This is a genomic window from Paenibacillus sp. Y568, assembly GCF_059445545.1.
The window spans coordinates 119,160-141,802 of sequence record NZ_JCAIUM010000003.1 but is presented as its reverse complement, the minus strand read 5'-3'; the positions used below and the strand labels follow the sequence as shown (position 1 = coordinate 141,802).

Annotated in this window: 20 protein-coding genes and 1 riboswitch; of the genes, 9 read left to right on the top strand and 11 right to left on the bottom strand. The window is 40.6% G+C overall.

What is annotated here, in order from left to right; translation table 11 throughout:
- Positions 1-6: 6 nt before the first annotated feature.
- The gene (locus AC1D7X_RS05775; protein WP_495455841.1) at positions 7-1,323 is read right to left on the bottom strand and encodes a sugar ABC transporter substrate-binding protein; all 1,317 of its coding nucleotides are present in this window, start codon (positions 1,321-1,323) and stop codon (positions 7-9) included.
- 290 nt (positions 1,324-1,613) lie between these two features.
- Positions 1,614-3,332, bottom strand: a complete 1,719-nt coding sequence (locus tag AC1D7X_RS05770; protein WP_495474831.1) for an alpha-amylase family glycosyl hydrolase — start codon at positions 3,330-3,332, stop codon at positions 1,614-1,616.
- A 322-nt stretch (positions 3,333-3,654) separates the two neighbouring features.
- On the opposite strand from AC1D7X_RS05770, the gene AC1D7X_RS05765 reads away from it, so the two are divergent.
- From AC1D7X_RS05765 to AC1D7X_RS05755, 3 genes are all read left to right on the top strand, one after another.
- Positions 3,655-4,701, top strand: a complete 1,047-nt coding sequence (locus tag AC1D7X_RS05765) for a LacI family DNA-binding transcriptional regulator (protein ID WP_495455839.1) — start codon at positions 3,655-3,657, stop codon at positions 4,699-4,701.
- Positions 4,702-4,829: 128 nt separating this feature from the next.
- Complete coding sequence (gene pgmB, locus AC1D7X_RS05760; RefSeq protein ID WP_495455838.1) at positions 4,830-5,504, top strand: beta-phosphoglucomutase; 675 nt, start codon at positions 4,830-4,832, stop codon at positions 5,502-5,504.
- An 82-nt stretch (positions 5,505-5,586) separates the two neighbouring features.
- Positions 5,587-7,890: a glycoside hydrolase family 65 protein gene (locus tag AC1D7X_RS05755; RefSeq protein ID WP_495455837.1), complete on the top strand. Its 2,304-nt coding sequence runs from the start codon at positions 5,587-5,589 to the stop codon at positions 7,888-7,890.
- A 149-nt stretch (positions 7,891-8,039) separates the two neighbouring features.
- Here the strand turns inward: AC1D7X_RS05755 and AC1D7X_RS05750 are convergent, their stop codons facing one another.
- Positions 8,040-9,074, bottom strand: a complete 1,035-nt coding sequence (locus tag AC1D7X_RS05750; protein ID WP_495455836.1) for an EAL domain-containing protein — start codon at positions 9,072-9,074, stop codon at positions 8,040-8,042.
- Between the two features lie 148 nt (positions 9,075-9,222).
- The gene (locus tag AC1D7X_RS05745) at positions 9,223-9,639 is read right to left on the bottom strand and encodes a pyridoxamine 5'-phosphate oxidase family protein (protein WP_495455835.1); all 417 of its coding nucleotides are present in this window, start codon (positions 9,637-9,639) and stop codon (positions 9,223-9,225) included.
- Between the two features lie 176 nt (positions 9,640-9,815).
- Positions 9,816-9,927: riboswitch (TPP riboswitch) on the top strand.
- Between the two features lie 107 nt (positions 9,928-10,034).
- Between AC1D7X_RS05745 and AC1D7X_RS05740 the strand changes: the two genes are divergently transcribed.
- Genes AC1D7X_RS05740 through AC1D7X_RS05725 form a run of 4 tightly spaced genes read left to right on the top strand, consistent with a single transcriptional unit; the run spans position 10,035 to position 13,062 of the window.
- The gene (locus tag AC1D7X_RS05740) at positions 10,035-11,084 is read left to right on the top strand and encodes an ABC transporter substrate-binding protein (RefSeq protein WP_495455834.1); all 1,050 of its coding nucleotides are present in this window, start codon (positions 10,035-10,037) and stop codon (positions 11,082-11,084) included.
- 53 nt (positions 11,085-11,137) lie between these two features.
- Positions 11,138-11,431: a thiamine-binding protein gene (locus AC1D7X_RS05735; RefSeq protein WP_495455833.1), complete on the top strand. Its 294-nt coding sequence runs from the start codon at positions 11,138-11,140 to the stop codon at positions 11,429-11,431.
- On the top strand, positions 11,428-12,189 hold the full coding sequence (locus tag AC1D7X_RS05730; protein ID WP_495455832.1) for an ABC transporter permease: 762 nt from the start codon (positions 11,428-11,430) through the stop codon (positions 12,187-12,189). Before AC1D7X_RS05735 ends, AC1D7X_RS05730 begins: the two co-directional genes overlap by 4 nt.
- A gap of 33 nt (positions 12,190-12,222) precedes the next feature.
- Entirely contained in the window at positions 12,223-13,062 is an 840-nt protein-coding gene (locus tag AC1D7X_RS05725; protein ID WP_495456060.1) for an ABC transporter ATP-binding protein, read from the top strand.
- Between the two features lie 20 nt (positions 13,063-13,082).
- Here AC1D7X_RS05725 and AC1D7X_RS05720 read toward each other — a convergent pair whose 3' ends face one another.
- Complete coding sequence (locus AC1D7X_RS05720; RefSeq protein ID WP_495455831.1) at positions 13,083-13,682, bottom strand: TVP38/TMEM64 family protein; 600 nt, start codon at positions 13,680-13,682, stop codon at positions 13,083-13,085.
- Positions 13,683-13,765: 83 nt separating this feature from the next.
- Here AC1D7X_RS05720 and AC1D7X_RS05715 point away from each other — a divergent pair, with 83 nt between their 5' ends.
- A complete protein-coding gene (locus AC1D7X_RS05715) occupies positions 13,766-14,563 on the top strand; it encodes a TatD family hydrolase (RefSeq protein ID WP_495455830.1) in 798 nt (265 codons plus the stop codon).
- Positions 14,564-14,574: 11 nt separating this feature from the next.
- Here AC1D7X_RS05715 and nfsA read toward each other — a convergent pair whose 3' ends face one another.
- The 4 genes from nfsA to AC1D7X_RS05695 form a co-directional block, all read right to left on the bottom strand.
- Positions 14,575-15,330, bottom strand: coding sequence for an oxygen-insensitive NADPH nitroreductase (gene nfsA / locus AC1D7X_RS05710; RefSeq protein ID WP_495455829.1), 756 nt, complete (start codon positions 15,328-15,330; stop codon positions 14,575-14,577).
- Between the two features lie 64 nt (positions 15,331-15,394).
- Positions 15,395-17,833 (bottom strand): heavy metal translocating P-type ATPase, encoded by a 2,439-nt coding sequence (locus AC1D7X_RS05705; protein WP_495455828.1) that lies wholly within the window; start codon positions 17,831-17,833, stop codon positions 15,395-15,397.
- A gap of 178 nt (positions 17,834-18,011) precedes the next feature.
- The gene (locus tag AC1D7X_RS05700) at positions 18,012-18,212 is read right to left on the bottom strand and encodes a copper ion binding protein (protein ID WP_495455827.1); all 201 of its coding nucleotides are present in this window, start codon (positions 18,210-18,212) and stop codon (positions 18,012-18,014) included.
- Between the two features lie 36 nt (positions 18,213-18,248).
- A complete protein-coding gene (locus AC1D7X_RS05695) occupies positions 18,249-18,611 on the bottom strand; it encodes a metal-sensitive transcriptional regulator (protein WP_495455826.1) in 363 nt (120 codons plus the stop codon).
- A gap of 242 nt (positions 18,612-18,853) precedes the next feature.
- On the opposite strand from AC1D7X_RS05695, the gene AC1D7X_RS05690 reads away from it, so the two are divergent.
- Complete coding sequence (locus AC1D7X_RS05690) at positions 18,854-20,692, top strand: bifunctional diguanylate cyclase/phosphohydrolase (protein WP_495474830.1); 1,839 nt, start codon at positions 18,854-18,856, stop codon at positions 20,690-20,692.
- 64 nt (positions 20,693-20,756) lie between these two features.
- Here AC1D7X_RS05690 and AC1D7X_RS05685 read toward each other — a convergent pair whose 3' ends face one another.
- Together AC1D7X_RS05685 and AC1D7X_RS05680 are read right to left on the bottom strand one after the other, a co-directional pair.
- The gene (locus AC1D7X_RS05685) at positions 20,757-20,927 is read right to left on the bottom strand and encodes a hypothetical protein (protein ID WP_495455824.1); all 171 of its coding nucleotides are present in this window, start codon (positions 20,925-20,927) and stop codon (positions 20,757-20,759) included.
- Positions 20,928-21,111: 184 nt separating this feature from the next.
- On the bottom strand, positions 21,112-22,479 hold the full coding sequence (locus AC1D7X_RS05680; RefSeq protein WP_495474829.1) for an MATE family efflux transporter: 1,368 nt from the start codon (positions 22,477-22,479) through the stop codon (positions 21,112-21,114).
- Between the last annotated feature and the right edge of the window lie 164 nt (positions 22,480-22,643).

The following is a 22,643-nucleotide window of genomic DNA, read 5'->3' as shown; positions in this document are numbered from 1 at the left end:
TAAAGATTATTTCGTAACACCATTATTCAAATCTTTAATTTGTTGCGCTGCTTTATCCATCATTTCTTTAGGGTCTTTATTGTTATCCCAGATTTCAGTCAAGGCTGCACCAACAGGTGTCCAAGTGTTACCCATTTCTGGAAGGATAGGCATAGGGTTAGAGTTAATAACTTGTAAAGCAAATCCAGCTACCATTGGATCATTCTTAACCTGATCTGCCTCTAATGCCTCTAAATTCGTTGGAACAGAACCGACCTTTTCATTTAGCATCAATTGTGCATCCTTCGAAGATGCAAAGTTAGCGAATAGTTTAGCTGCATTTGGATATTTCGTGAAGGAGTTTACATAGAATGCTTTGATCCCCGAGAATGAAATGGCAGGCTTACCATCAATCGTTGGAATTGGAGCAATACCAAGGTTATCTCCTAATGCTTCTTTGTAACCTGTAATTTCCCAAGGGCCATTAATATCCATAGCTACATCACCCGAATTGAATAAACTACGTTTAATGTCTGGTGTGATATCACCACTCTTAATAGGCAGTGCTTCTTTAAGTTTCACGTACGTTTGTAATCCGGCAACAGAGCCATCATTATTAATCCCGATATCATCTTTTTTCGTGCCATTATCACCGAAGATGTATCCACCACCCGTTGCGATAAACGGATAATTGAAATACATATTACCTGTTTCCCACATGATTCCGTATCTGTTCTTAGATTTATCTGTGAATGTTTTACTAAAAGCGATAACATCATCAAACGACTTAGGAGCTTCTTTTACTAATTCCTTGTTATAAAAAAGGGCATACGTTTCAGCTGCTCTTGGGTATCCGTACAATGTGCCATCTGCAGTTACACCTTGAATCGATGCTTCAGTGTTATTCTTGACTGTGTCTTCCCCGAACTCATCATTAGGTAATAGCAACCCTGCAGCTACTGCTCTACCCAAGTTATCATGTGGGAACATAACCACATCTGCGCCTAATCCTGAAGGTCCATCTTGCGTTAATTTGGTAACTTGATCAGTAGCAGGTACTTCTTCTACTTTGACAGTAACATTATATTTTTCCTCAAATTGCTTCGCAATTTCATCTGTGAATGCCCGTTCTTCTCTACTTTCCCATACGATCAAGGTCGCGCCATCTTCCGGTTGAAGCCCTGGTTCAGCCACCACTTCTGGTGTCGCCGCGGGTTCAGTCGTCGTATTGGTGCTTGGAGCAGGCTCTGCATTTTGTGGCGCATTGTTGTTGGAACCACATGCCGTAATCGATGTAACCATCGTTAAAGCCGCAACTAAGGTCATTACTTTGTTCATTTTCATTTCTAAACTAACCCCTCTCTAATTGGTATACCGGTTAAATCGACATAAAGGCTTGAATATTGCGCAAACGATTTCATAATAGTTGTTGAATTGCCGCTTACATGCGTAAATATCTGGTTATATGAAGTTATGGAGCGAAGTAAGCGCTTTATTCATGGGTTTATCATACACAATAGAATTTGTTTTGTAAAAACGTTTGCACATGGAGATTATGCCTAAATTTTACCGTTTTATAAATATAATCTATCTCAATCTTCCATTTTCACAATATGTCTCCCCATTACTTCCACTTACTTCAAAACTGTTGAGGAATATGGGTGGATTACCAATAAACCCGGAGTGAGATTTGTATTTTTATTTGTTGTTTTTAAAATACTTGTGTATTCATACTCCGTTCCTTCAAGTGCCACATGTTGCACTTGATCGGATAAATTATGTACAACCAACACTTGTTCTGATTGCGTACGACGAACATAGGATAAAATTTGTGCAATCCCCGTATCATAATATTGGATATCCCCATCATGAAGCGCTACAATTTCAGTTCTCCATCTCACCCACTCCCGATAATGAGAGAACAAGGAATCTTGCTTGTTGATTTGTTCCTCCACATTCGCTACCTCTTCTCCACGATTTAGAGTAGGTTCTTCCCATGTCGTCTGTCCCGTTCCTTGCGTTCCACCTTCATACCAGATCATAGGTTCACGGATCTGTTCATCCGGCTTCGCACCTAACATTCCAATCTCTTCTCCGTAATAAATGAATGGGTTCCCTGGTAACGTGAGAAGAATAGAAGCCGCCATCTTCGCATGATCTACATTGCCATTTAATTGACTCATCACCCGATTCTGGTCATGATTCGTTAAGAATATGGCATCAACATAATTCCCTTCAGATTTATCATTGAATAACTTATAGGTTCGTTCTAGCGTAAATGCCATATTGTTGTCTCTCTCCGTCATAACACTACCTATGATGGATTCCGCTAGACCAAAATTAAAAGTAGAGTCAAATGCCTTATTCAGATAAGGAGCCACAGAAGCAGCCGAATTCTCCCACACTTCCCCGACAATATAAGCTTCTGGATTAATCTCATTCATACCACTTCGGAATTCCTGCCACCATGCTATATTCTTATCTTCCGTCTCCTTATTACGATCTGATTGTAAATCCTCGTATATGTGTTTGGCTGCATCTAACCGAAACCCATCCATTCCTAGGGATAACCAGAATCGCCCAATATCTTTCATTTCTGTTCGCACCGCTACATTATCGAAATTAAGATCAGGCATTCCTTCCCAAAATGTACCTAGATAATGAGTATCCTTCATTGGATACCAAGGGTTTTCACCTGATGCGGCACTAGTCCCACTTGTATCTCTTCCGTGATCTTCTGCCCATACGTACCAATCCCGATAAGGACTCTCCTTATCTTGAGCGGACTCCATGAACCACGGATGTTCATTACTCGAATGATTAACAACCAAATCCATAATAATTTTAATACCACGTTTATGAGCCTCTTCGATCAACATCTCCATATCTTCCATAGTCCCATAATCAGGATTCACGCTTCTATAATCTGTTACATCATATCCATGATAGCTTGGCGAAGGTTGAATGGGCATGAGCCAGATTCCACCTATACCCAGATCATTTGTCGTCGCTTCATTTCCATCATTCAAGTAATCCAATTTCTCCATTATGCCACGTATATCACCAATACCATCTCCGTCTGAATCATAGAAAGAACGCACAAAAATCTCGTAATAGACGGTTGAGTGCTGTTCATCAATTAGTTGACTTGATTTCGAAACAGATGGTGCTTTCTTCTGTGAACTTGTCGTAGATGTGGTCGTATTTTGTTTATTCTGTTCTGTTTGTGTCACATGAGTGTTATCTTTAGAAGTACAGCCTACCAATAATGTACTTAGCATCGAAACTCCTATTAATCCAAGAGCTAGATGCTTCACACGAATATCTGCCTTTCCTGGTTTTATAACTTTCAAATTATCCCTCCCTTAATTGACTTTTTATAGTCGTTTATGGGTACCATCATAACGGAGGAACACCTGAAGTCAAAACGATGGTAGCGTTATATATCCTTATATTCATTGACTTAGTGAATATAAACAGATTAGATCTATTTATTTCTCCGTTTTTCTCACGAATGATCTAATTTTCTATTATTTATGGTATACTTACTATCATTATGAAAGGTTTGTTATTTACAAGCCGTAGACATTAGATTAAGATATCAAGTGTAAAAATGAATTTCTCGTTTGTTTGATTTAACTTATTTACGCAAACGGTATCATCCGGGAGGTCATTATGTCTGTAACGATTAAAGATGTTGCTAAAAAAGCTGGCGTATCTCCCTCCACGGTATCCCGAGTGCTATCAAATCACCCAAGAATTAGCCGTGAAACTTCTCGGAAGGTAAAGGTCATTCTAGAGGAAATGGGATATCACCCCAATATCATGGCTCAGAGCCTCGTGTCTAAGACAACGAACAGCATTTGCGTTATACTTCCTAAATCTGCTGAAGAACTATTCTTGAATTCATTTTTCATGGAGTTAGTACGTGGGATTGTGACACAAGCTAACCGTTCCGGCTATGATGTTGTACTTAGTTCTGGAGGTAGTGAGCAAGAAGAAGTCGATGTTGTATCTCGTTTAATTAACGGGAAAAGAGTCGACGGTGCTATTCTACTCTATTCGCGTAAAGATGATCCTGTGGTCGAATTTCTACATTCCAATAATCACCCCTTTGTCTTAATTGGGCGCAGTGAGAAATATCCCGACCTACTATCCGTCGATAATGATAATGCTCAAGCCGCATATGATGCTACCAAGCATTTGATTTCCTTTGGACATAGAAGAATTGGATTTGTCAGTGGACCTCCGAATCACGTCGTTTCATTGGATCGACTTAAGGGTTACCAAAGAGCTCTTGAAGAAAGTGGTCTTGAAATGCGCAAGGACTGGATTGTTGAAGGAGAATTCTTACAAGAAAGTGGATACCGAGCAATGTCGTTCTTCATGAACTTGCCTGAGCGTCCGACAGCCTTAGTTGTGGTGGATGATCTTGTATCGTTTGGTGTACTACGTGGTTTACATGAACTGGGATATAAAGTTCCTGATGATCTAAGTATCGTCAGCTTTAATAATATATCAATTGCTGAACTCTCAACACCACCGATAAGTAGCATCGATATTGGTATTTATAATCTAGGCTATACCGCTTCACAAGCTTTAATTCAATGTATTCAACACGACGGAGAAAAGCAGTTTCAGAAGAGACATATTATCCCGCATCGCCTTATGGTAAGGGAATCCTCTATGATCTCCGTAACGGATAAAAGCCATCAAAACTAACATATGGGTCTTTCTGCATTGACTTTTAAGTAGATATTCCCTCATATTAGAGATAAATGAAGCAGCTACTGCTTCATTATATTTTTACTCATGATACAAACGTTTGCACAATAAGGAGGAACCCTATAATGAACGCTACAAATTCCCCTATTCAAGCTTGCTTATTCGACTTAGATGGTGTGCTTGTTGACACTGCGAAATATCACTTTTTAGCATGGAAACGTCTAGCTGATGAGCTAGGATTTGAGTTTACGGAGCAAGACAATGAAAGACTAAAAGGCGTCAGCCGTATGGCTTCCTTAGACATTCTACTTGAGGTTGGTAACGTTCAACTCGATGATGATACAAAGATTGCGCTCGCTGAGAAGAAGAATGCTTGGTACGTCGACTACATTTCATCCATGGATGAATCAGAGATCTTACCTGGCTCACTCTCCTTTCTGAAAGAATTGAAGCAACACGGAATTAAAGTAGCCTTAGGATCTGCTAGCAAAAATGCTATGACTATACTGAATAATGCTAACATCGTTCCTTATTTCGATGCCATCATTGATGGAACCAAGACATCCAATGCCAAACCTGATCCCGAAGTGTTCTTACTCGGTGCAGAAGCTGTTCAAGTAGCACCTGAACATTGTGTCGTATTCGAGGATGCTGAAGCTGGTATAGAAGCAGCGGTTCGTGCAGGAATGCGTTCGATTGGTATTGGATCTCCTGGTACACTGACTCAAGCAGAACTTGTCGTATCTTCACTTAAAGAAATGTCTGTTGAGAAATTACAACGTATGATGTCAGCACAATAGTCGTTTAAACACTTATTCTATCTTTTTTTCTAGAAATGTATTAATCATACTTATATCACAACTTCTGAAGGAGACGATTCATGTGAAGCAATATTTAAAGTTAGATCCGTGGAGCATTATTGAAGAAGGATTCGATCCTCATAATCATGAAATATCAGAAAGTATTTTCAGTATTGGTAATGGATATATGGGACAACGTGCTAATTTCGAAGAAGCATACAGCGGTAGCTCACTTCAAGGTAGTTACATGGCTGGTGTATATTATCCAGATAAAACACGTGTAGGCTGGTGGAAGAACGGTTACCCAGAATACTTCGCAAAAGTGTTGAATTCAACCAACTGGATTGGTATAGATGTTGTTATTGACGGTGAAACACTTGATCTAGCTGTGTGCAAGGTTAAGGATTTCGTACGTGTCCTTAATATGAAAGAAGGAACCCTTTCACGGAGCTTTATCGCTGAGACTCCTGAAGGTAAAGAAGTAAAGATTGAGGCTTTACGCTTCATCAGCATTGCACAGAAAGAGATCGGCGCAATTCGATACGCAGTAACACCACTGAACTTCAGTGGTTCCATTTCTTTGACTCCGTACTTGGATGGCGATGTATCTAATAAAGATTCCAACTATGATGAGAAGTTCTGGTTAGAAGTGTTGAAAGAAGCTACTCCTGAAGATGCTGCTCTAACGATCAAGACAAAGAAGCTAGACTTCCACGTTACATCTGTTATGGCTTACACGCTGCTTAAGAATGGCGAACCTGTCACAGTAACACCTGAATTAATCCATGAGGATAAATATGTCGCTCATCAGATCCAACTTGATGTTCAAGAAAAGGAACAGGTTGTTCTGTACAAATATGTTGCGAATGTGACATCACGTGATCATGGTTTTGGGCAATTATTAGCGGCAGGACGTACACTTCTTACATCAGCTATGGAACTAGGTTTCCAAGAGCTACTTAAAGAACATGTTACGGCATGGGCTGAGAAATGGCGTGAAAGTGATATCGTCATTGAAGGCGATGTAGCCGCACAACAGGCGATTCGTTTCAACATTTTCCAACTTGATCAGACCTATACGGGTGAGGATGACCGTCTTAATATCGGACCTAAAGGGTTTACAGGAGAGAAATACGGCGGAAGTACTTATTGGGATACAGAGGCCTATTGCCTACCCTTCTATTTAAGTACAGCGGATGCATCCATTGCACGCAACCTCTTAATCTATCGTTATAAGCACCTTGAAAAAGCGAAGGAAAATGCTAAGAAGCTTGGATTTAGCAAAGGCGCATTATATCCAATGGTTACGATGAATGGGGAAGAATGTCATAACGAATGGGAAATTACGTTTGAAGAAATTCACCGTAACGGTGCCATTGCTTATGCCATTTATAACTATGTTAATTATACAGGGGATTCAGCTTATCTGGGTCAATATGGCCTTGAAGTTCTCGCAGAAATTTCACGATTCTGGGAAGAGCGCGTTAATTATGTTCCTGCCAAAGATCAATATATGATGCTAGGTGTCACCGGGCCTAATGAATACGAGAACAACGTAAATAACAACTGGTATACAAATAGTATGGCGGTATGGACTATGAAGTACACTTTGGAAGTACTTGATCTTCTACAGAAGAATGAAACAAGTGTATACGAAGAACTTATCGTGAAGTTACATCTTACGGAAGAAGAAACATCCAAATGGAAAGATATCATTGCTAAAATGTACTATCCTTACGATGAAGAACGTCAAGTGTTCTTACAACAAGATGGATTCTTAGATAAAGATCTAACCCCAGTGAAAGAACTAGATCCTTCCAACTTACCTTTGAATCAACAATGGTCCTGGGATCGTATCCTTCGTTCTGCTTACATTAAGCAAGCGGATGTATTGCAAGGCATATTTACATTAAGAGATCAGTTCGACCTAGATACAGTTAAGCGTAACTTCGACTTTTATGAGCCACTTACAGTACATGAGTCATCCCTTTCACCATGTGTCCATTCCATTCTAGCTTGTGAATTGGGATATAAAGAGAAAGCTTATGAGATGTATCTACGTACTTCTCGTCTAGATCTCGACAATTATAACAATGATACAGAAGACGGCTGTCACACAACGAGTATGGCAGGAACTTGGATGTCGGTTGTACACGGATTTGGAGGACTTCGAGTGAAGAATGGCGTGTTATGCTTGAACCCATTCAACCCTGGACACTGGAATTCATTCTCCTTCAAAGTCATGTTCCGTAATTCTCGTCTTAAAGTTACGGTTGGTGAACACGATGTAACCGTTAGTAATGAGACTGAAGCATCTGTTAACGTGAATGTATACGGCAATGATTATACTGTTGGTGGATTAAGTCACATTAAAGTTAGTCTGTAATTACACACAAATAGAACGGGTGCCGTCCTCTCTCAAAGACGGCACCATTGTCTTATATTTATACAAAGGGGCTCTCCCAGAAGGTCAACATTTGACCTGTGGGATAAGCCCCTTTCTTATATAGGTATTCCATCATTCTAGAACATAATTTATATCATCATATCAAGTGGTGGCCGCTCAGCAGGTTTACCAAACAGGTATCCTTGGGCCAGATTAATACCTACGTCCTTACAGAATTGGAAGTCTTCATATCGTTCTATTCCCTCTGCTAATACTTGACCTTTGAACTGTAATGCAGCTTCGGTTATTCTATTGATTTCCCGCTGTTTTACTGGATCTTGATCACAGTGATCAACTAAACTACGGTCGATCTTCACATAATCAGGCTTTAATTCCGACATGAGTTCAATTGTAGAATACCCTGATCCTACATCATCTAATGCAACGGACATGCCCTTTTCTCGATACAGATCAAATATATGTAATAACTGTGGTAAATGTTCTATATTCTCCGTCTCTACAACTTCAAAAACAAAGTCCCCAGGAATTAAATTCAAACGATCAATCGCCTGAAATGTATGACTAAGACAATGTTTAGGGTTGTATATAGATGACGGCAGAAAGTTAATAAATCTCTTAAGTCCATTAGGGACCCACTGTGCACTCGTCTCAATAGCGGTAATTCGTGCTACGCGATCAAGAAAGGAATGTAACCCCGTTTGTCTTGCTACCTCAAATAACTGATAAGGCTGGAATGATTGATACCCTGGTGCCGATCGTAACAAGAACTCAAAACCTATAATCTGTTCATTTGTATCTACAATAGGTTGCATATGGCTTGCAAATTTATCATGACTAATCATATCTACAACGCTTTGATTCTCTAATCTTGCTTCCAACTGAACTAATGGAATCCAGCTATGCTTGTCTTCCGTATGTATTCCCAGTCCTGTGATGAAGATTTTTATATGCGTACGCTCTTCTTGAGGAAGCGTCTTCAAGACATGCAACAGGTCGAATATCTCTTCTTTCTGGTTGTAAGGAACAACTGTACAATCAGCGATCACTTCGGCACCTATTCCTTGTTGTAGTAGCATATGTGTCAGTGAGTTATTAAGGGGCTTGATACGTACAATTCCTTGGTCTTCTATTGGTCGTATGACAGAACATCCGCTGCAACTCATGAATTTCCTCCTTACATATATTGGCGAAAAATGTTGAGTTAATTATACCACGCTAATCTGTTATTAGATGATACATTTGTTATCACGAACTCTTGCTATCGACAAAAAATGGCCTGAGACCTTGTCTCAGACCACACGACTCTCCCCTCTATGCAAACCATTGTCTTTGTTTGTCATCCTTATCCGTGTAATAAATATGTTTAGGGAAGATATCAAGAATGACATAATTAGGATCTTCAGGACCATCAAACCACTTTTTCAAATCATCATTCCATACTTTCTCTTTTAGACTTTCGTCCGTGCAGATGGTACAAGTTCCCTCTATTTCAATAACCTCTTTACTTCCACCTATCTCATATCCAATAAGCAATGAAACGTAAGGGTTTTCCTTCAACTCTTCAACTTTATGTGTTTTTTTGTTGGTAGCTAAATGAATACTCAATCCTTCATTATATAACACCATATATCTCTGCTTTGGCTTATTGCCTTCTATTGTTGCGAGAGAACAAATCTTATTATGGTCTAGTGCTTTCGATATTTCCTGCTCAGTTAAGGTTCTTTCCATAGAAAATCATTCCCTTTCCTCATGTTGTATGAAAAAGACTCACATATGCTTATTGTACCCACCTTTTAAACATAAGAACCGCAACCATGTACACAATTCACAATATCCATTTATTCTCTAGGTTACTGGACACTTATACCGTATTGGATTATAATTCTTGTAGAAATACCCTAACTTCATATGTACAGGGGTGCTGGAATTGGCCGGCTGAGAGTGTGTCCCACAAGACACTGACCCTTATACCTGATCTGGGTAATGCCAGCGTAGGAACGTAACCCGATATGTGATCTATCATATCTATCTTGCGCCCACATGCGTCCCGATTACGGGGCGCTTTTTTGTTGAATACTAACGGGACTTGGAACATACCAAGCTCAACAGAGGAGAGAAATCAGATGAGAAAGAAACACCCCCTGACACTACTTCTAATGTGCCTACTATTGATCGTAATAGCTGGCTGCGGAGGTAACAAGAATGATCCAACAACACAAGCAAGTAATCAGTCTACAGAATCACCTAATGACGGATCATCAACAGAACCTAAGAAATTAAGAGATGTAAAGATTGTGCTGGACTGGACTCCTAACACCAATCATACCGGGCTCTACGTTGCGAAGGATCAAGGCTACTATGAAGAAGAGGGTCTGAACGTAGATATTGTCCAACCAGGATCGGGTGGTGCCGATACGATGGTTGCATCAGGCGCAGTTCCTTTTGGAATTAGCTACCAAGAGAGCGTAACGCAAGCAAGAACGCAGGATGTACCTCTCGTGTCTATTGCGGCAGTGATCCAACACAATACCTCAGGCTTCGCTGCACCTGTAGATCGGAACATTACATCACCGAAGGATTTCGAAGGTAAATCATACGGCGGATGGGGTTCTCCTGTAGAAGAAGCCATCATGAGTTCAATCATGGAGAAAGAAAATTCGGATGTTAAGAAAGTGAAGAGTATCAATATGGGTGATGCTGATTACTTTACGGCAGTTAAGCGTGACATCGATTTCGCATGGATATTCTATGCATGGACCGGTATAGAAGCTGAACTACGTAAAGAGCCGCTCGATATGTTATATGTGAAGGATTATGCTCCAGAGTTAGACTATTACACACCTGTTATTGTGACCAATGAGCAGCAGATCAAAGACGACCCTGAGCTAGTAAAAGCTTTCCTTAAAGCTACAGCCAAAGGATACCAACTTGCCATTGATAACCCTGAAGAAGCTGCTGGGATCCTTAGTAAATCAGTTCCTGAGCTGGATAAAGGTTTAGTTCTAGCAAGCCAAAAGTGGCTTAGTCCCCGCTATACCGACGACGCACCTCGTTGGGGTGAACAAAAGGAAGAAGTATGGCAAGGTTATGCCGATTGGATGTTCAGCCATAAGCTTCTTGATAAACAAATGGATATGAAGCAAGCATATACTAATGATTTTTTAGCTGAGTGATATATATCAACCGTTAATCCCATATTAAATATTGAAAGGGTGAATTATGAATTATGGCAAACACACTATTAAGTATTCAAGTTATTCCGAAGACCCCTGGAAATGAGGATTCTATTCCTTATGTAGATCGTGCTATTGAGGTTATCCAACAATCCGGTGTGAAACACGAGGTTCATTCCCTTGAGACCACCATGGAAGGTGAGCTTAGTCAGTTACTAGACATCGTAAAGAACATGCATAAGGCTCTTGTTGAAGCAGGGAGTCCAAGTGTTATTTCTCAGATCAAAATCGCCCACAATCCAAACGGGATCAGCATGGATAAGTTAACGGAGAAATATCGTCCATGAGATTGGGGTGGAACAAAATCTGGCCGCCCCTTGTGGCGGTCATCTGTTTGTTAGGGTTATGGCAACTATGTACTTCACTTTTTGAGATTGAGAAGTGGATTCTACCCTCTCCGATAGATATTACTCGTGAAGCTTCAGCTCAATCATCTGGATTATGGGAACATACTTTGGCTACAGTAGAATTAACAGGTGTCGGATTCATCATTGGAACCTCCGTAGGCCTTATGATCGCCGTTGTGTTACACCTTATTCCTTTTCTTAAATCGGCCTTGTACCCCCTACTGATTCTCAGTCAAAATATACCTACCATAGCTCTTGCACCACTCCTTATGATCTGGTTCGGTTTCGGTCTTTTGCCTAAAATCATCGTCATTACCCTTGTTTGTTTCTTTCCGGTAGCTGTTGCTATGATGGGAGGACTCAGACAGACGGACCGTATGATGCTTAACTATATGCACATGATTGGAGCAAGTAAGAGACAAATTTTTATTAAATTAGAGCTTCCTCATGCCCTACCCTCACTCTTCTCAGGAATTAAGATTGCAGCTACCTATAGCGTGATGGGTGCCGTCATTGCTGAATGGATCGGTTCGGATAAAGGTATTGGTTATTATATGATGCTTCAAAAAGCTAGTTATCGTACGGACCGTATGTTTATTGCGATTTCCATCATTGTTATTCTTAGTCTTATCATGTTTGCCATCATTGCTCTGATTGAGAAATGGCTTGTTCGGTGGAATCGACAGCAACAAAGATAATCCTATGACATCATAAAGGGCGTGTTACTATTGTTGAAATCCCTTATACAGCAAGAAGAACGTAACTCTCAACATGAAGTTACCTCGACATATCCTGTATTAAAGGTTACCGATATTCATAAGAGTTTTAAAAGGGGACGCCAAAGTCTACCTGTACTGGATGGGGTCTCACTCACGGTGGAGCAAGGAGAGTTTGTCTCGATCGTGGGACCTTCTGGGTGTGGAAAAAGCACACTATTCCAAATTGTTGGTGGATTAGTCCAACCCGATGCAGGGGAAGTATGGATGAATGGACAACAAGTAACGGGTGAGAGAGGTCATATAAGCTTCATGCCTCAACAACCGGCACTGTTTCCATGGCGGACTATTGAGGATAATGTGATTCTCGCGCAGGAAGTGAAGGGAATGTCCAAAAGAGAAGCTCGAGCAGAGGCTCGAGAGTGGATCACTAGAGTTGGTCTATCTGGATTTGAGCAAGCTTACCCACATATGTTATCCGGTGGGATGCAACAGCGAGCTGCTTTCCTGCGCGCCCTACTCAGTCCTGAGGAATTGATGTGCCTAGACGAGCCTTTCAGTGCACTAGATACACTCACAAGAAGTGATATGCAACGCTGGTTACTCGATATTTGGGAAGAAAACCGACGCTCTATCTTACTAATCACACATAATATTGAAGAAGCATTACTGCTCTCCAATCGGATCTATGTGTTCTCAAGCCGGCCTGGTTCAGTATTAGAGGTCATTGATGTGCCTTTTCCTCGACCACGTAAAGAGGAGATAACGGAGGATCCTACCTTCTTAAGATTAAGACGTGAACTATCGGAATGGATGAAAGAAGAACAGCGCAAAACCCAAGTTCAAGCTAAATAAGGACGCTAATGATATACCATTTAGCCGTGGCTTTTACGATAACCTCTATATTGACTCGCTCCGAACATGACAATAAGAGCAATACAAAACAAGATATATGATATTGTCAGTCCCTTGATGTTCATATCCGGCATAATGATGGACGAACTTATAATACCAAACAACCAAATGTGTGATAGTGTACCTATAATCGATGCCCATGCATATGTTGAATTCTTTATTGGAGATAAAGCAGACATAAAGGAGATTAGATTATTAGGCATAATGGGTAAGGTTCGTAGAAATATAATCGACCATGCGCCGTATTTGTCCATGCCATGTTGCCATTTCTCATAACGTTCTAATTTTTTACCCCATCTTCGATTGAACCATTCGTAAAAGAAATATCTACAAATGGTAAACACTACAATGGAAGCTACGGTTGCTACAAACCAGCTAGCTATTAATCCAACCGTTAATCCTAAAGTGGAAATGTGCAGTACTATTAATGTTGCAAATGGAAAGAATCCTAGAATACCTTGAATAATCGCCAAGAAAGTCGTAAGAAATAGAATTGAAATACCTTCCAATCCAGTAAAATTCAAAAGCCATTCAATGGCTTGGTCTATCATATTTGTCATATATCCCAACCGACTCCATTTCAATACTTCCTAAAAAAGTGTACAAGGTTCTACCGAATCCAGAATAGGAGTAAACGTCACCTATGAACAATTCCATAAACATACCACTAATTGATGCCCATATCCATCTTGATACTTATAACTCACCGTTGCACATTGAACATTTGCCCAGCGAAGGCATAACGGGAGTCATTGCTGTATCCATGAACCTTGCATCGAGTAAAACGAACCTAGCGTTGTCACAATTGTATCCCAAACTCGTTCACCCTGCCTTCGGTTATCATCCTGAACAACCCTTGCCGACAGAAGAGGAGACCCAGCAATTATTCTCCTGGATGGAGCTCCATATTCAAGACATGGTTGCTGTTGGTGAGGTAGGACTACCCTATTACTCTCAACTTGAGGCAGAAGAGAATGATTTTTCATTTGACCAAACACCTTATATTAACCTACTGGAGAAGTTTATTTCTTTTGCAGCTATCCATAATAAGCCTATCGTACTCCATGCTGTGTATCAAGACGCCAACATCGTATGTAACTTACTTGAACAATATCACGTAACACGTGCACATTTTCATTGGTTTAAGGGTTCTCCAGATACCATTGAAAGAATGGCCCGTAATGGATATTATATCTCTTTCACACCTGATCTTCTATATGAAGCCGAGATTCAAGAGCTAGCCCGTATTTATCCTACACATCAGATCATGGTGGAGACGGATGGTCCATGGCCTTTTGAAGGACCCTTTACTGGACAGATGACCCATCCCCGCATGATCTCAGATGTGATAGAAGAATGGAGTAGAATACACCATATGAGTGTAGAGGAAGCTCGTGAATTGATCTACGACAATACTCAAAGATTCTATGGAATTAAATGAACCTTTATGAATTACTTTTTCATAAATCCTTTGCGATCTAGAAACTCCTTCATGTGAAGACGAGTAGGTTGGGATAAGCGAGTAGCCATGATCTCTGACCATGGGTTATCTTTCTTTCCCTCTGTTCGTTCCAGCATATATTGTTTCGTCGTAACGTCGTACTTTCCAGCTTGTTCTACGCTCTGTTCCTTATTGTAACTATTCTTGTGGAGTACTGCTTCCATTGGTAATCGAGGTCTTAGACCGTTCTCCTGATCGGGGTATCCAACACACATACCGAATACGGGATAGACTAATTCCGGTAACTCAAGGAGTTCGGAGACCTCTGCAATACGATTGCGAATGCCACCAATATATACAATGCCAAGACCTAACGATTCCGCAGCTATCGCTGTATTCTGAGCTGCTAGAGCTACATCTGTTGTCGCAACGATGAAGTTCTCCATCGTATCCTCATAGGAAGGCTGATCCCCCAAATGGGGTGTAGTTACTTGCTGCAGACGGTATAAATCCGCACACCAGACTAGGAAAACGGAGCATTGTTCTACGTAAGCCTGATTTCCGGCGAGTACAGCTAACTTTCCTCTGAGTTCTGGTTCCGTTATAGCTATAACACTGTAAGCTTGCACATTACTAGAGGTTGAAGCCATTTGTCCCGCAGCTATAATTGAAGCAAGCTGATCATCGCTAACTTGTGTATCTTTAAAAGAGCGGACAGATCGATGATTCATTAATAGTGAAATGGTTTCGTTTGTTGTATTGTTCATAGCACTACCACTCCTAATCTTTTTGGATATCTCGTTAGATTTTTTGATTAGTATTCGAAGAAACTCATAGCTTCACCCGTTGTAGACGTAAGGCGTTTAGCACAACGGAAACAGAACTGAAAGCCATCGCTGCCCCGGCAACCCAAGGAGCTAAGAAACCTGAAGCAGCTATTGGAATACCTATAGCGTTGTATGCTAGCGCCCAGAATAGATTCTGTTTGATGTTACTCATCGTTCTTCGACTCATCATAACAGCGTCCGCAACAGCGTTCAGATCGCCTCTCATCAAAGTAACGTCGGCTGCTTCCATAGCAACATCTGTTCCAGTTCCAACCGCCATACCGATATCTGCAGTGGCTAAAGCAGGTGCATCATTAATGCCATCACCTACCATAGCAATGACTTTTCCAGATTGCTGTAACTTCTTCACTTCTTCCGCTTTACCTTCAGGAAGAACTTCAGCTAACACTGTAGTGATCCCCGCCTGCTTAGCAATCGCTTTAGCTGTGCGTTCGTTATCTCCTGTAATCATAACGACGTCAATGCCCATATTTATCAAACGATTAACGGCTTCTTTAGATGTTTCCTTAATGGTATCTGCAACAGCCACAATTCCTGCATATTTTCCATCAACAGCAACAAGCATAGCCGTTTTACCGGATTCCTCAAGTTGATTCATGTCCTCATGGGCTGTACCAATATCAAGTCCATTCTCAGACATCAGCTTTCGTGTACCCACCAGCATTTTTCTACCATCTACCCAAGCTGTTACACCATAACCTGGTATATTCTCGAACTGTTTCGCAACAGGAAGGGGTAATCCCTTACTTCGATCAATCGCCTCACTCACAATAGCATCTGCTAGTGGATGCTCGGAGTGCTTCTCAACAGCAGCTGTCATTCGCAACAATGAACTTTCCGTCATTGGCGCAATCGGAAGAACATCGGTCAATACTGGCTTACCGTTCGTCACTGTACCTGTCTTATCTAAGACTACAACACCTATTCGCTGTGCCGATTCTAAATGTTCTCCGCCTTTGAACAGAATTCCGAATTCAGCGGCACGACCTGACCCTGCCATAATAGACGTAGGTGTCGCAAGACCAAGTGCACAAGGACACGCAATAACGAGTACAGCAATAGCTTTTTCCAATGCACTAGCAAATTGCCCCTGTTCTATTCCAAAATACCATACTAAGAATGTGATGAGAGCAATCCCTACTACGACAGGAACAAAGATCCCTGAGATCACATCTGCAATTCGTTGAATGGGTGCTTTGGATCCTTGTGCAGCTTCTACCACTTGTATAATCTGTGCTAATGTTGTATCTTTACCAATCTTCGTCGCTTCGATACGAAGAACACCATTCTTGTTCAGAGTTGCCCCAATAACCTTATCGCCCTCATGTTTCTCAATGGGAATACTCTCCCCTGTCAACATGGACTCATCTACAGAAGATATTCCTTCAAGAACTCGGCCGTCCACAGGGATCTTCTCCCCTGGTTTGACAATAATGATCTCCCCAACGATGACCTCTTCCATCGGGATACTAACTTCTTCTCCATTACGCACGACAAGTGCAGTTTTGGCTTGTAGTCCCATTAAACTTTTGATAGCTTCTGACGAACGCCCTTTTGCCAGAGCCTCAAACCATTTACCCACAAGGATTAATGTGATCAATACGCTACTTGTCTCGTAGTACATCTCAACCGTATGTTCCATATTACCCATACCCAGAGACTGAATCGTGAGATATACACTGTAAAAATACGCTGCTGATGTTCCTAACGCGACCAGCACATCCATATTGGCGCTACCATTACGCAATGCTTTATAGGCTCCAACGTAGAATTGTCCCCCAATAATAAACTGTACTGGCGTCGCTAAGATCAGTTGAAACCATGGGTTCATAAACAAAACTGGAACAGGAATCCACGAGGTAAAGGAGAAGTGTCCTACCATCGCCCATAGAAGGGGCAGAGAAAGAATAGCGGAGATCACCCACATCCATTTTTTTCGATCAATTTCTCGTTTTCGAAGATCAGCTGTATCTTGTGCTTCCTGCTTCGGTATAGCTTTATAGCCAAGTTGCTCTACTTTTCGAATAATCTCCTTTACATTCGTGTGCATTGGAGAATATTCCACATGAGCTGTCTCCAGAGCAAGATTTACATTTGCATGAGAAATTCCCTCTAACCTATTTAACCCTTTTTCAATGCGTGTAGAACAAGCGGCACATGTCATTCCTGTAATCTCAAAGTCCATGGATTGTTTCACTGTCCCGTAACCAAGAGATGTAATCTTTTGTTCAATTGTATCCACATTCATCTGCATTGGGTCATAGGTAACAGATGCCTGCTCCAAGGCAAGATTAACATTGGCCTTGGTTACACCTTCCAACCGTGATAGTCCCTTTTCAATCCGTGTAGCACATGCAGAGCACGTCATACCGGTAATCTGTAACGTTGTTTGCTGTTCTCCAGAGGTATTAGATGACAACATGGTCACCTCCCTTTCGTTTATTCATCATTTTCTATACCCAGGTAGGGTATCGATTACTTCAAAAAAATGCGAGGCGTGGAAATGACCTATCCCCTGCCCCGCTCCTCATTTAACGTTCTGACAGAAGCTCTTGTGAACCATAGCTTTTCATTCCGTTATTTAAAAATATGAAATCCTTTTATACGATGTCGTAACCTTGATCAACAATAGCTTGTTTAATTGCTTCTAGACTAACCTTGTTCTCATCGAAATCAACGGTAACCTTCTTTGTTGGCAGATCTACCTTGCCTGTTGCTCCTACACTCTTAACTGCACCTTCGACAGCGTTCAAACAATGATTACAAGACATACCTTCTACGTTTAATGTTACATGTTGCATGTTATATTCCTCCTATTGGTTAAGCTTATTTTGACTTTATCTCATTAATTTGTTCACGGTAACTAATAATTCATCAATAACTTCATGATCTCCTGCTTCAATGCGTTCCACTACACAACTTCTCATATGTCCTTCTAACAACAATTTCCCTACACCATTCATAGCTGACTGAATTGCTGCGATCTGATTTAACACGTCGTCGCAATATATATCTTTCTCGATCATCCCTTTAACGCCTCGGATCTGACCTTCAATACGATTCAATCGCGCGACCAACTTACTCTTTGTCTGTTCAGAGTGATGACTTTTTCGTGTATTTGAATCCGTATGACATACATCAGGTCCTGCCTCAGAAGTTTTCAGTCCTTCTATAAGGCGGTCTGACTTGTGATCTTCCATAGGCTTTCCTCCTACTTCTTTCGAAAATATCTGTATTTCTTCTACCCCTTAACAATACCATACCCCCCTTGGGTATTCAATAGGTATAATAAGATTGCCCGATCACTTTTTTCTTCCATGATGATTATTTTCATAAATATCATTTATGATAGCAGGAATTACCAATTAATTGCCGAATTTATATATTATGGTCATATTTCATTTGCAAGATTATGACACCTTAATTAGGAAGAAGGTTAACCATGTTTACCCCTCGCTTATGGATTAAAGGTATGACATGGAGTCAGATCTTTACCTGTTTACTATTCCTCGCTAGCATTTATCTATTCATTACAACCTACAGACCAACACCTTTCCAGCACTCCATATCTACTTGGGTCTTATTACTATCTATGGTGGGTACAACCTTTGTTCTTGATTTCTTCACTTTTCAATTACCACCCACAGGAAGCAAACAGTCCATGGATTCAGCAGTATATTTGGCATGTGTATTTATGTATGACATTTCATTTGCTTTATCCGTGTTACTTGTTAATACATTATTCTTTGCAATCTGCGAACGAGAATTAACGCTTAAGAAACATCTAATTAATTTCTCGATATACGCTATTACGCTCATCTGTTCTTCGTCCGTATATTACTGGGCAGGCGGGACCACTGGAGCTTTTGAGAACCGACATTTATTTGCTTATGCACTCTCACTAACGATCTACTTCACGGTAAACACTTTGAGTATTGGTATGTACTATTATCTGCAACGCGGAATCCATCTTCGGATCACCCTCAAGAGTCTGTTTAAAGAATCGTTAAAAGTATATGCTTGCACGATGATTCTATCTGTCGTCCTTACCGTACTGGTTGTCCATAACGGCATTATAGGACTATTATTATTTACTGGTCTAAGTATACTCCTCTCACGTTCATATATTCAAATGTTCAATCTCTATCTTCAAACAGAGGAACGAACCCATCAAGATCAACGCACAGGGCTTTATAACCATAGCTTTTTTGAGGACAGTCTCGAGAAGGAACTAGCCCATTCCATCAAGAATGATACAATCCTTTCCATCGCCATGATCGACATCGATGATTTCAAAATATATAACAATCATTACGGGCATCTTATTGGCGATAAGTTACTCGCTTTTGTTGGACAATATCTGAAAAAAGAATGTAACGCCGTCTCCGCTATAGCTTCTCGTTATGGAGGTGAGGAATTCACCATTCTTTTGCCAGGTTATGATTCACATCGAGCCTTCCTCTTTATCAACAGTCTTCGTAAAAAGTTAAACGATATTTATATCGAAGGTGTTGAGTTACTCCCTCATCATTGTCTCTCTTTCTCTGCGGGTATCGCCTCTGTCCACATGGATATACATCATAAATCTGATCTCGTTGATCGAGCTGTACAAGCTCTAGTCTATGCAAAGAATCAAGGTAAGAACAGCATCCACATCCATGGTAATATACCGAAAATGAAAACTGAAATCGATATTTCTCAAGATGTACGAGATATCGAACAGCAGCTGAGTCTTTTTATGTACAAAGATATTACAACGTATACTCATTCTAAGCGTGTGTTCCAATATGCCATCGATATGAGTGACATTCTACAGCTTGATTCCACCCTTTATAGAAAATTTGTATTAGGTGCCCTCATTCATGATATTGGCAAAATAGAAATTCCTCGCGAATTGCTTCACAGAGCGGAGAAACTCACTTCAAATGAATGGAACCAAATTAAAAGCCATGTCACTTGGGGGAAAGAAATCATATTAAGCCAAGAGAAATTCAAAGATTTAGCCCCATTTGCAGACCTTCACCATGAGCATTACGATGGTAAAGGTTACCCCCACGGGTTTAAAAATGAGGAGATTCCTTGGTTATGCCGTATGTTAACCATTATAGATTCCTTTGATGCGATGACATCCGAAAGACCATACCAAAGAACGAAGACCATACCAGAAGCTATCTCAGAACTTCGTATGTGTGCTGGTTCTCAATTCGATCCTGTTCTGACGGAGCTATTCATCGGTTACATTGAAAGTAAGAACGATTTCACTCTCATAAATAATAAATAACCCGTTGTACGGATAGCTCCGAGCAACGGGTTATTATTATTGTAATGTGTAATCAGTTGTTATCTCAAGCTTTTTCTGAATTCATTTCATGAGAAGTTTGGTGAAGCTCTTTAATCATATGTTGCATTAACATATTTTGCTGATTACTAATACCGAACTGGTTATCCCGAATGAGCAATTGGTGAATATTCTTCTTCAATATTTCACTTCGACGTTCCAACATAGCATGGTTCATTAACTAAATCACTCCAGACTTGTTTTTGAACTTGCAGTTAAAAGTTCTCCCTTTATTATAAAGAACATTCAAGGATAGTGAAAACTTACTGAAAATGATTCATTACTTGAAAATCAGGGTCAGCAAGGAAGAGAGTCCCTGACCAAACTGAGTCATAGATATCCTCCCTCATGCTCCATCTTCCTTACATAACTACGCCATCTGCACTTTGCAATTGGACATCCTTCATATGTCCCCTCCATTTTCGCCATCTTAAGGAAACAAGAACTCCACGCAGATATTCATCTACAATCATGGCAATATACACACCAAACAGTCCCATATCCAGCACAATTCCTAATAGGTACGCTAATCCTACCGACACAATCCACATCGAAATAATACTAGTCGTCATAACATACTTCGTCTGTCCAATCGCATTCAGAGCATTACCCATTGTCATATTAATCATTTTACCGGGTTGAAGAACGATATTTACGAGCAATAGGAAGACTCCCATAGCTATAATTGATTCATCGCTTGTAAACCAATTCAATATATATTTACCAAATATAACGAGAATAATTGTGTTTACTTCTACAAGGATAACCCCCCACTTCAGAGCCTTCCATGCACCTGAGTATGCATCCATGCGTTTCCCAGATCCATATAAATGTGCTGTACGAATCTGCACTGCCATCGCAACCGACATCCCAAGTAGAAAGGCAAAGGATTCCACGGTCGTCATATAGGAACGCGTTGCTAATTCTACGGCACCCATAGTCCCAATAAGTGATACGATCACTAACTGCGTAATCGAATAGGATCCACCACTTAGCGAAAGCGGAATACCAATCTTTGCGATTTCCTTAACGATTTTCTTATTCCATCTCACAAACTCTCCAAAGGTCAGTCTTGAACTAAAGCTATTAAGCAGAATTACGAATAGCACTGCTGTAGCAATCGATCTGCTTAGAACGGTTGAGATACTTACTCCTACCATGCCCATTTCCGGGAAACCAAGCTTCCCAAAAATAAATATGTAATTAAACAAAATATGAATGAAGTTCATGCCTATAGCAATCATCATCGTAGCTTTTGTATTCCCCGTATTCCTGATAATCGTACTACACGCCTGAAGAAGCGCCATCATTATTGCACCACTACCCACAATCTGAAGATACTGTTGAGCCAAAGGACGGATCTCCATCGGCACATGCATTAAAGTGAGTATGGCGTCCGTATAGAAGTGAAGTCCGATGCTGACTCCAACCCCAATAACTACATTAAAGGAGAACGCTAGAGATGCCGCTTTACGTGCTTCTAGTTCATTACCTGCTCCAAGTTTCTGAGCTACTAATATCCCCGCCCCACCGCTAATCATCGTAAATAATACAAACAAAGCCGCAAAAAATTGATTACATATCCCCACAGCCGCCACTGCCTCATCTGATATCTTACTAACCATGATTGTATCGACAGTCCCAATCATAAATTGCAGAGACATTTCCAGCATAATTGGCCATGCTAAGTTGTACAGAGAATAGGTGTCCTTCGATCTTAAAGATGTCAAATATCTCTACTCCTAAATGTCAATTGAACGAATTTCTCTAACCACAGCTTAGACGTTCGCCGCCTATAATAACATTCATTACAGGGACCTACAACAACTTATTTCACCTGTATAGCCCATTAGAGTCATTACAATTCCATGAACAGCACGATAGAATAGATCTA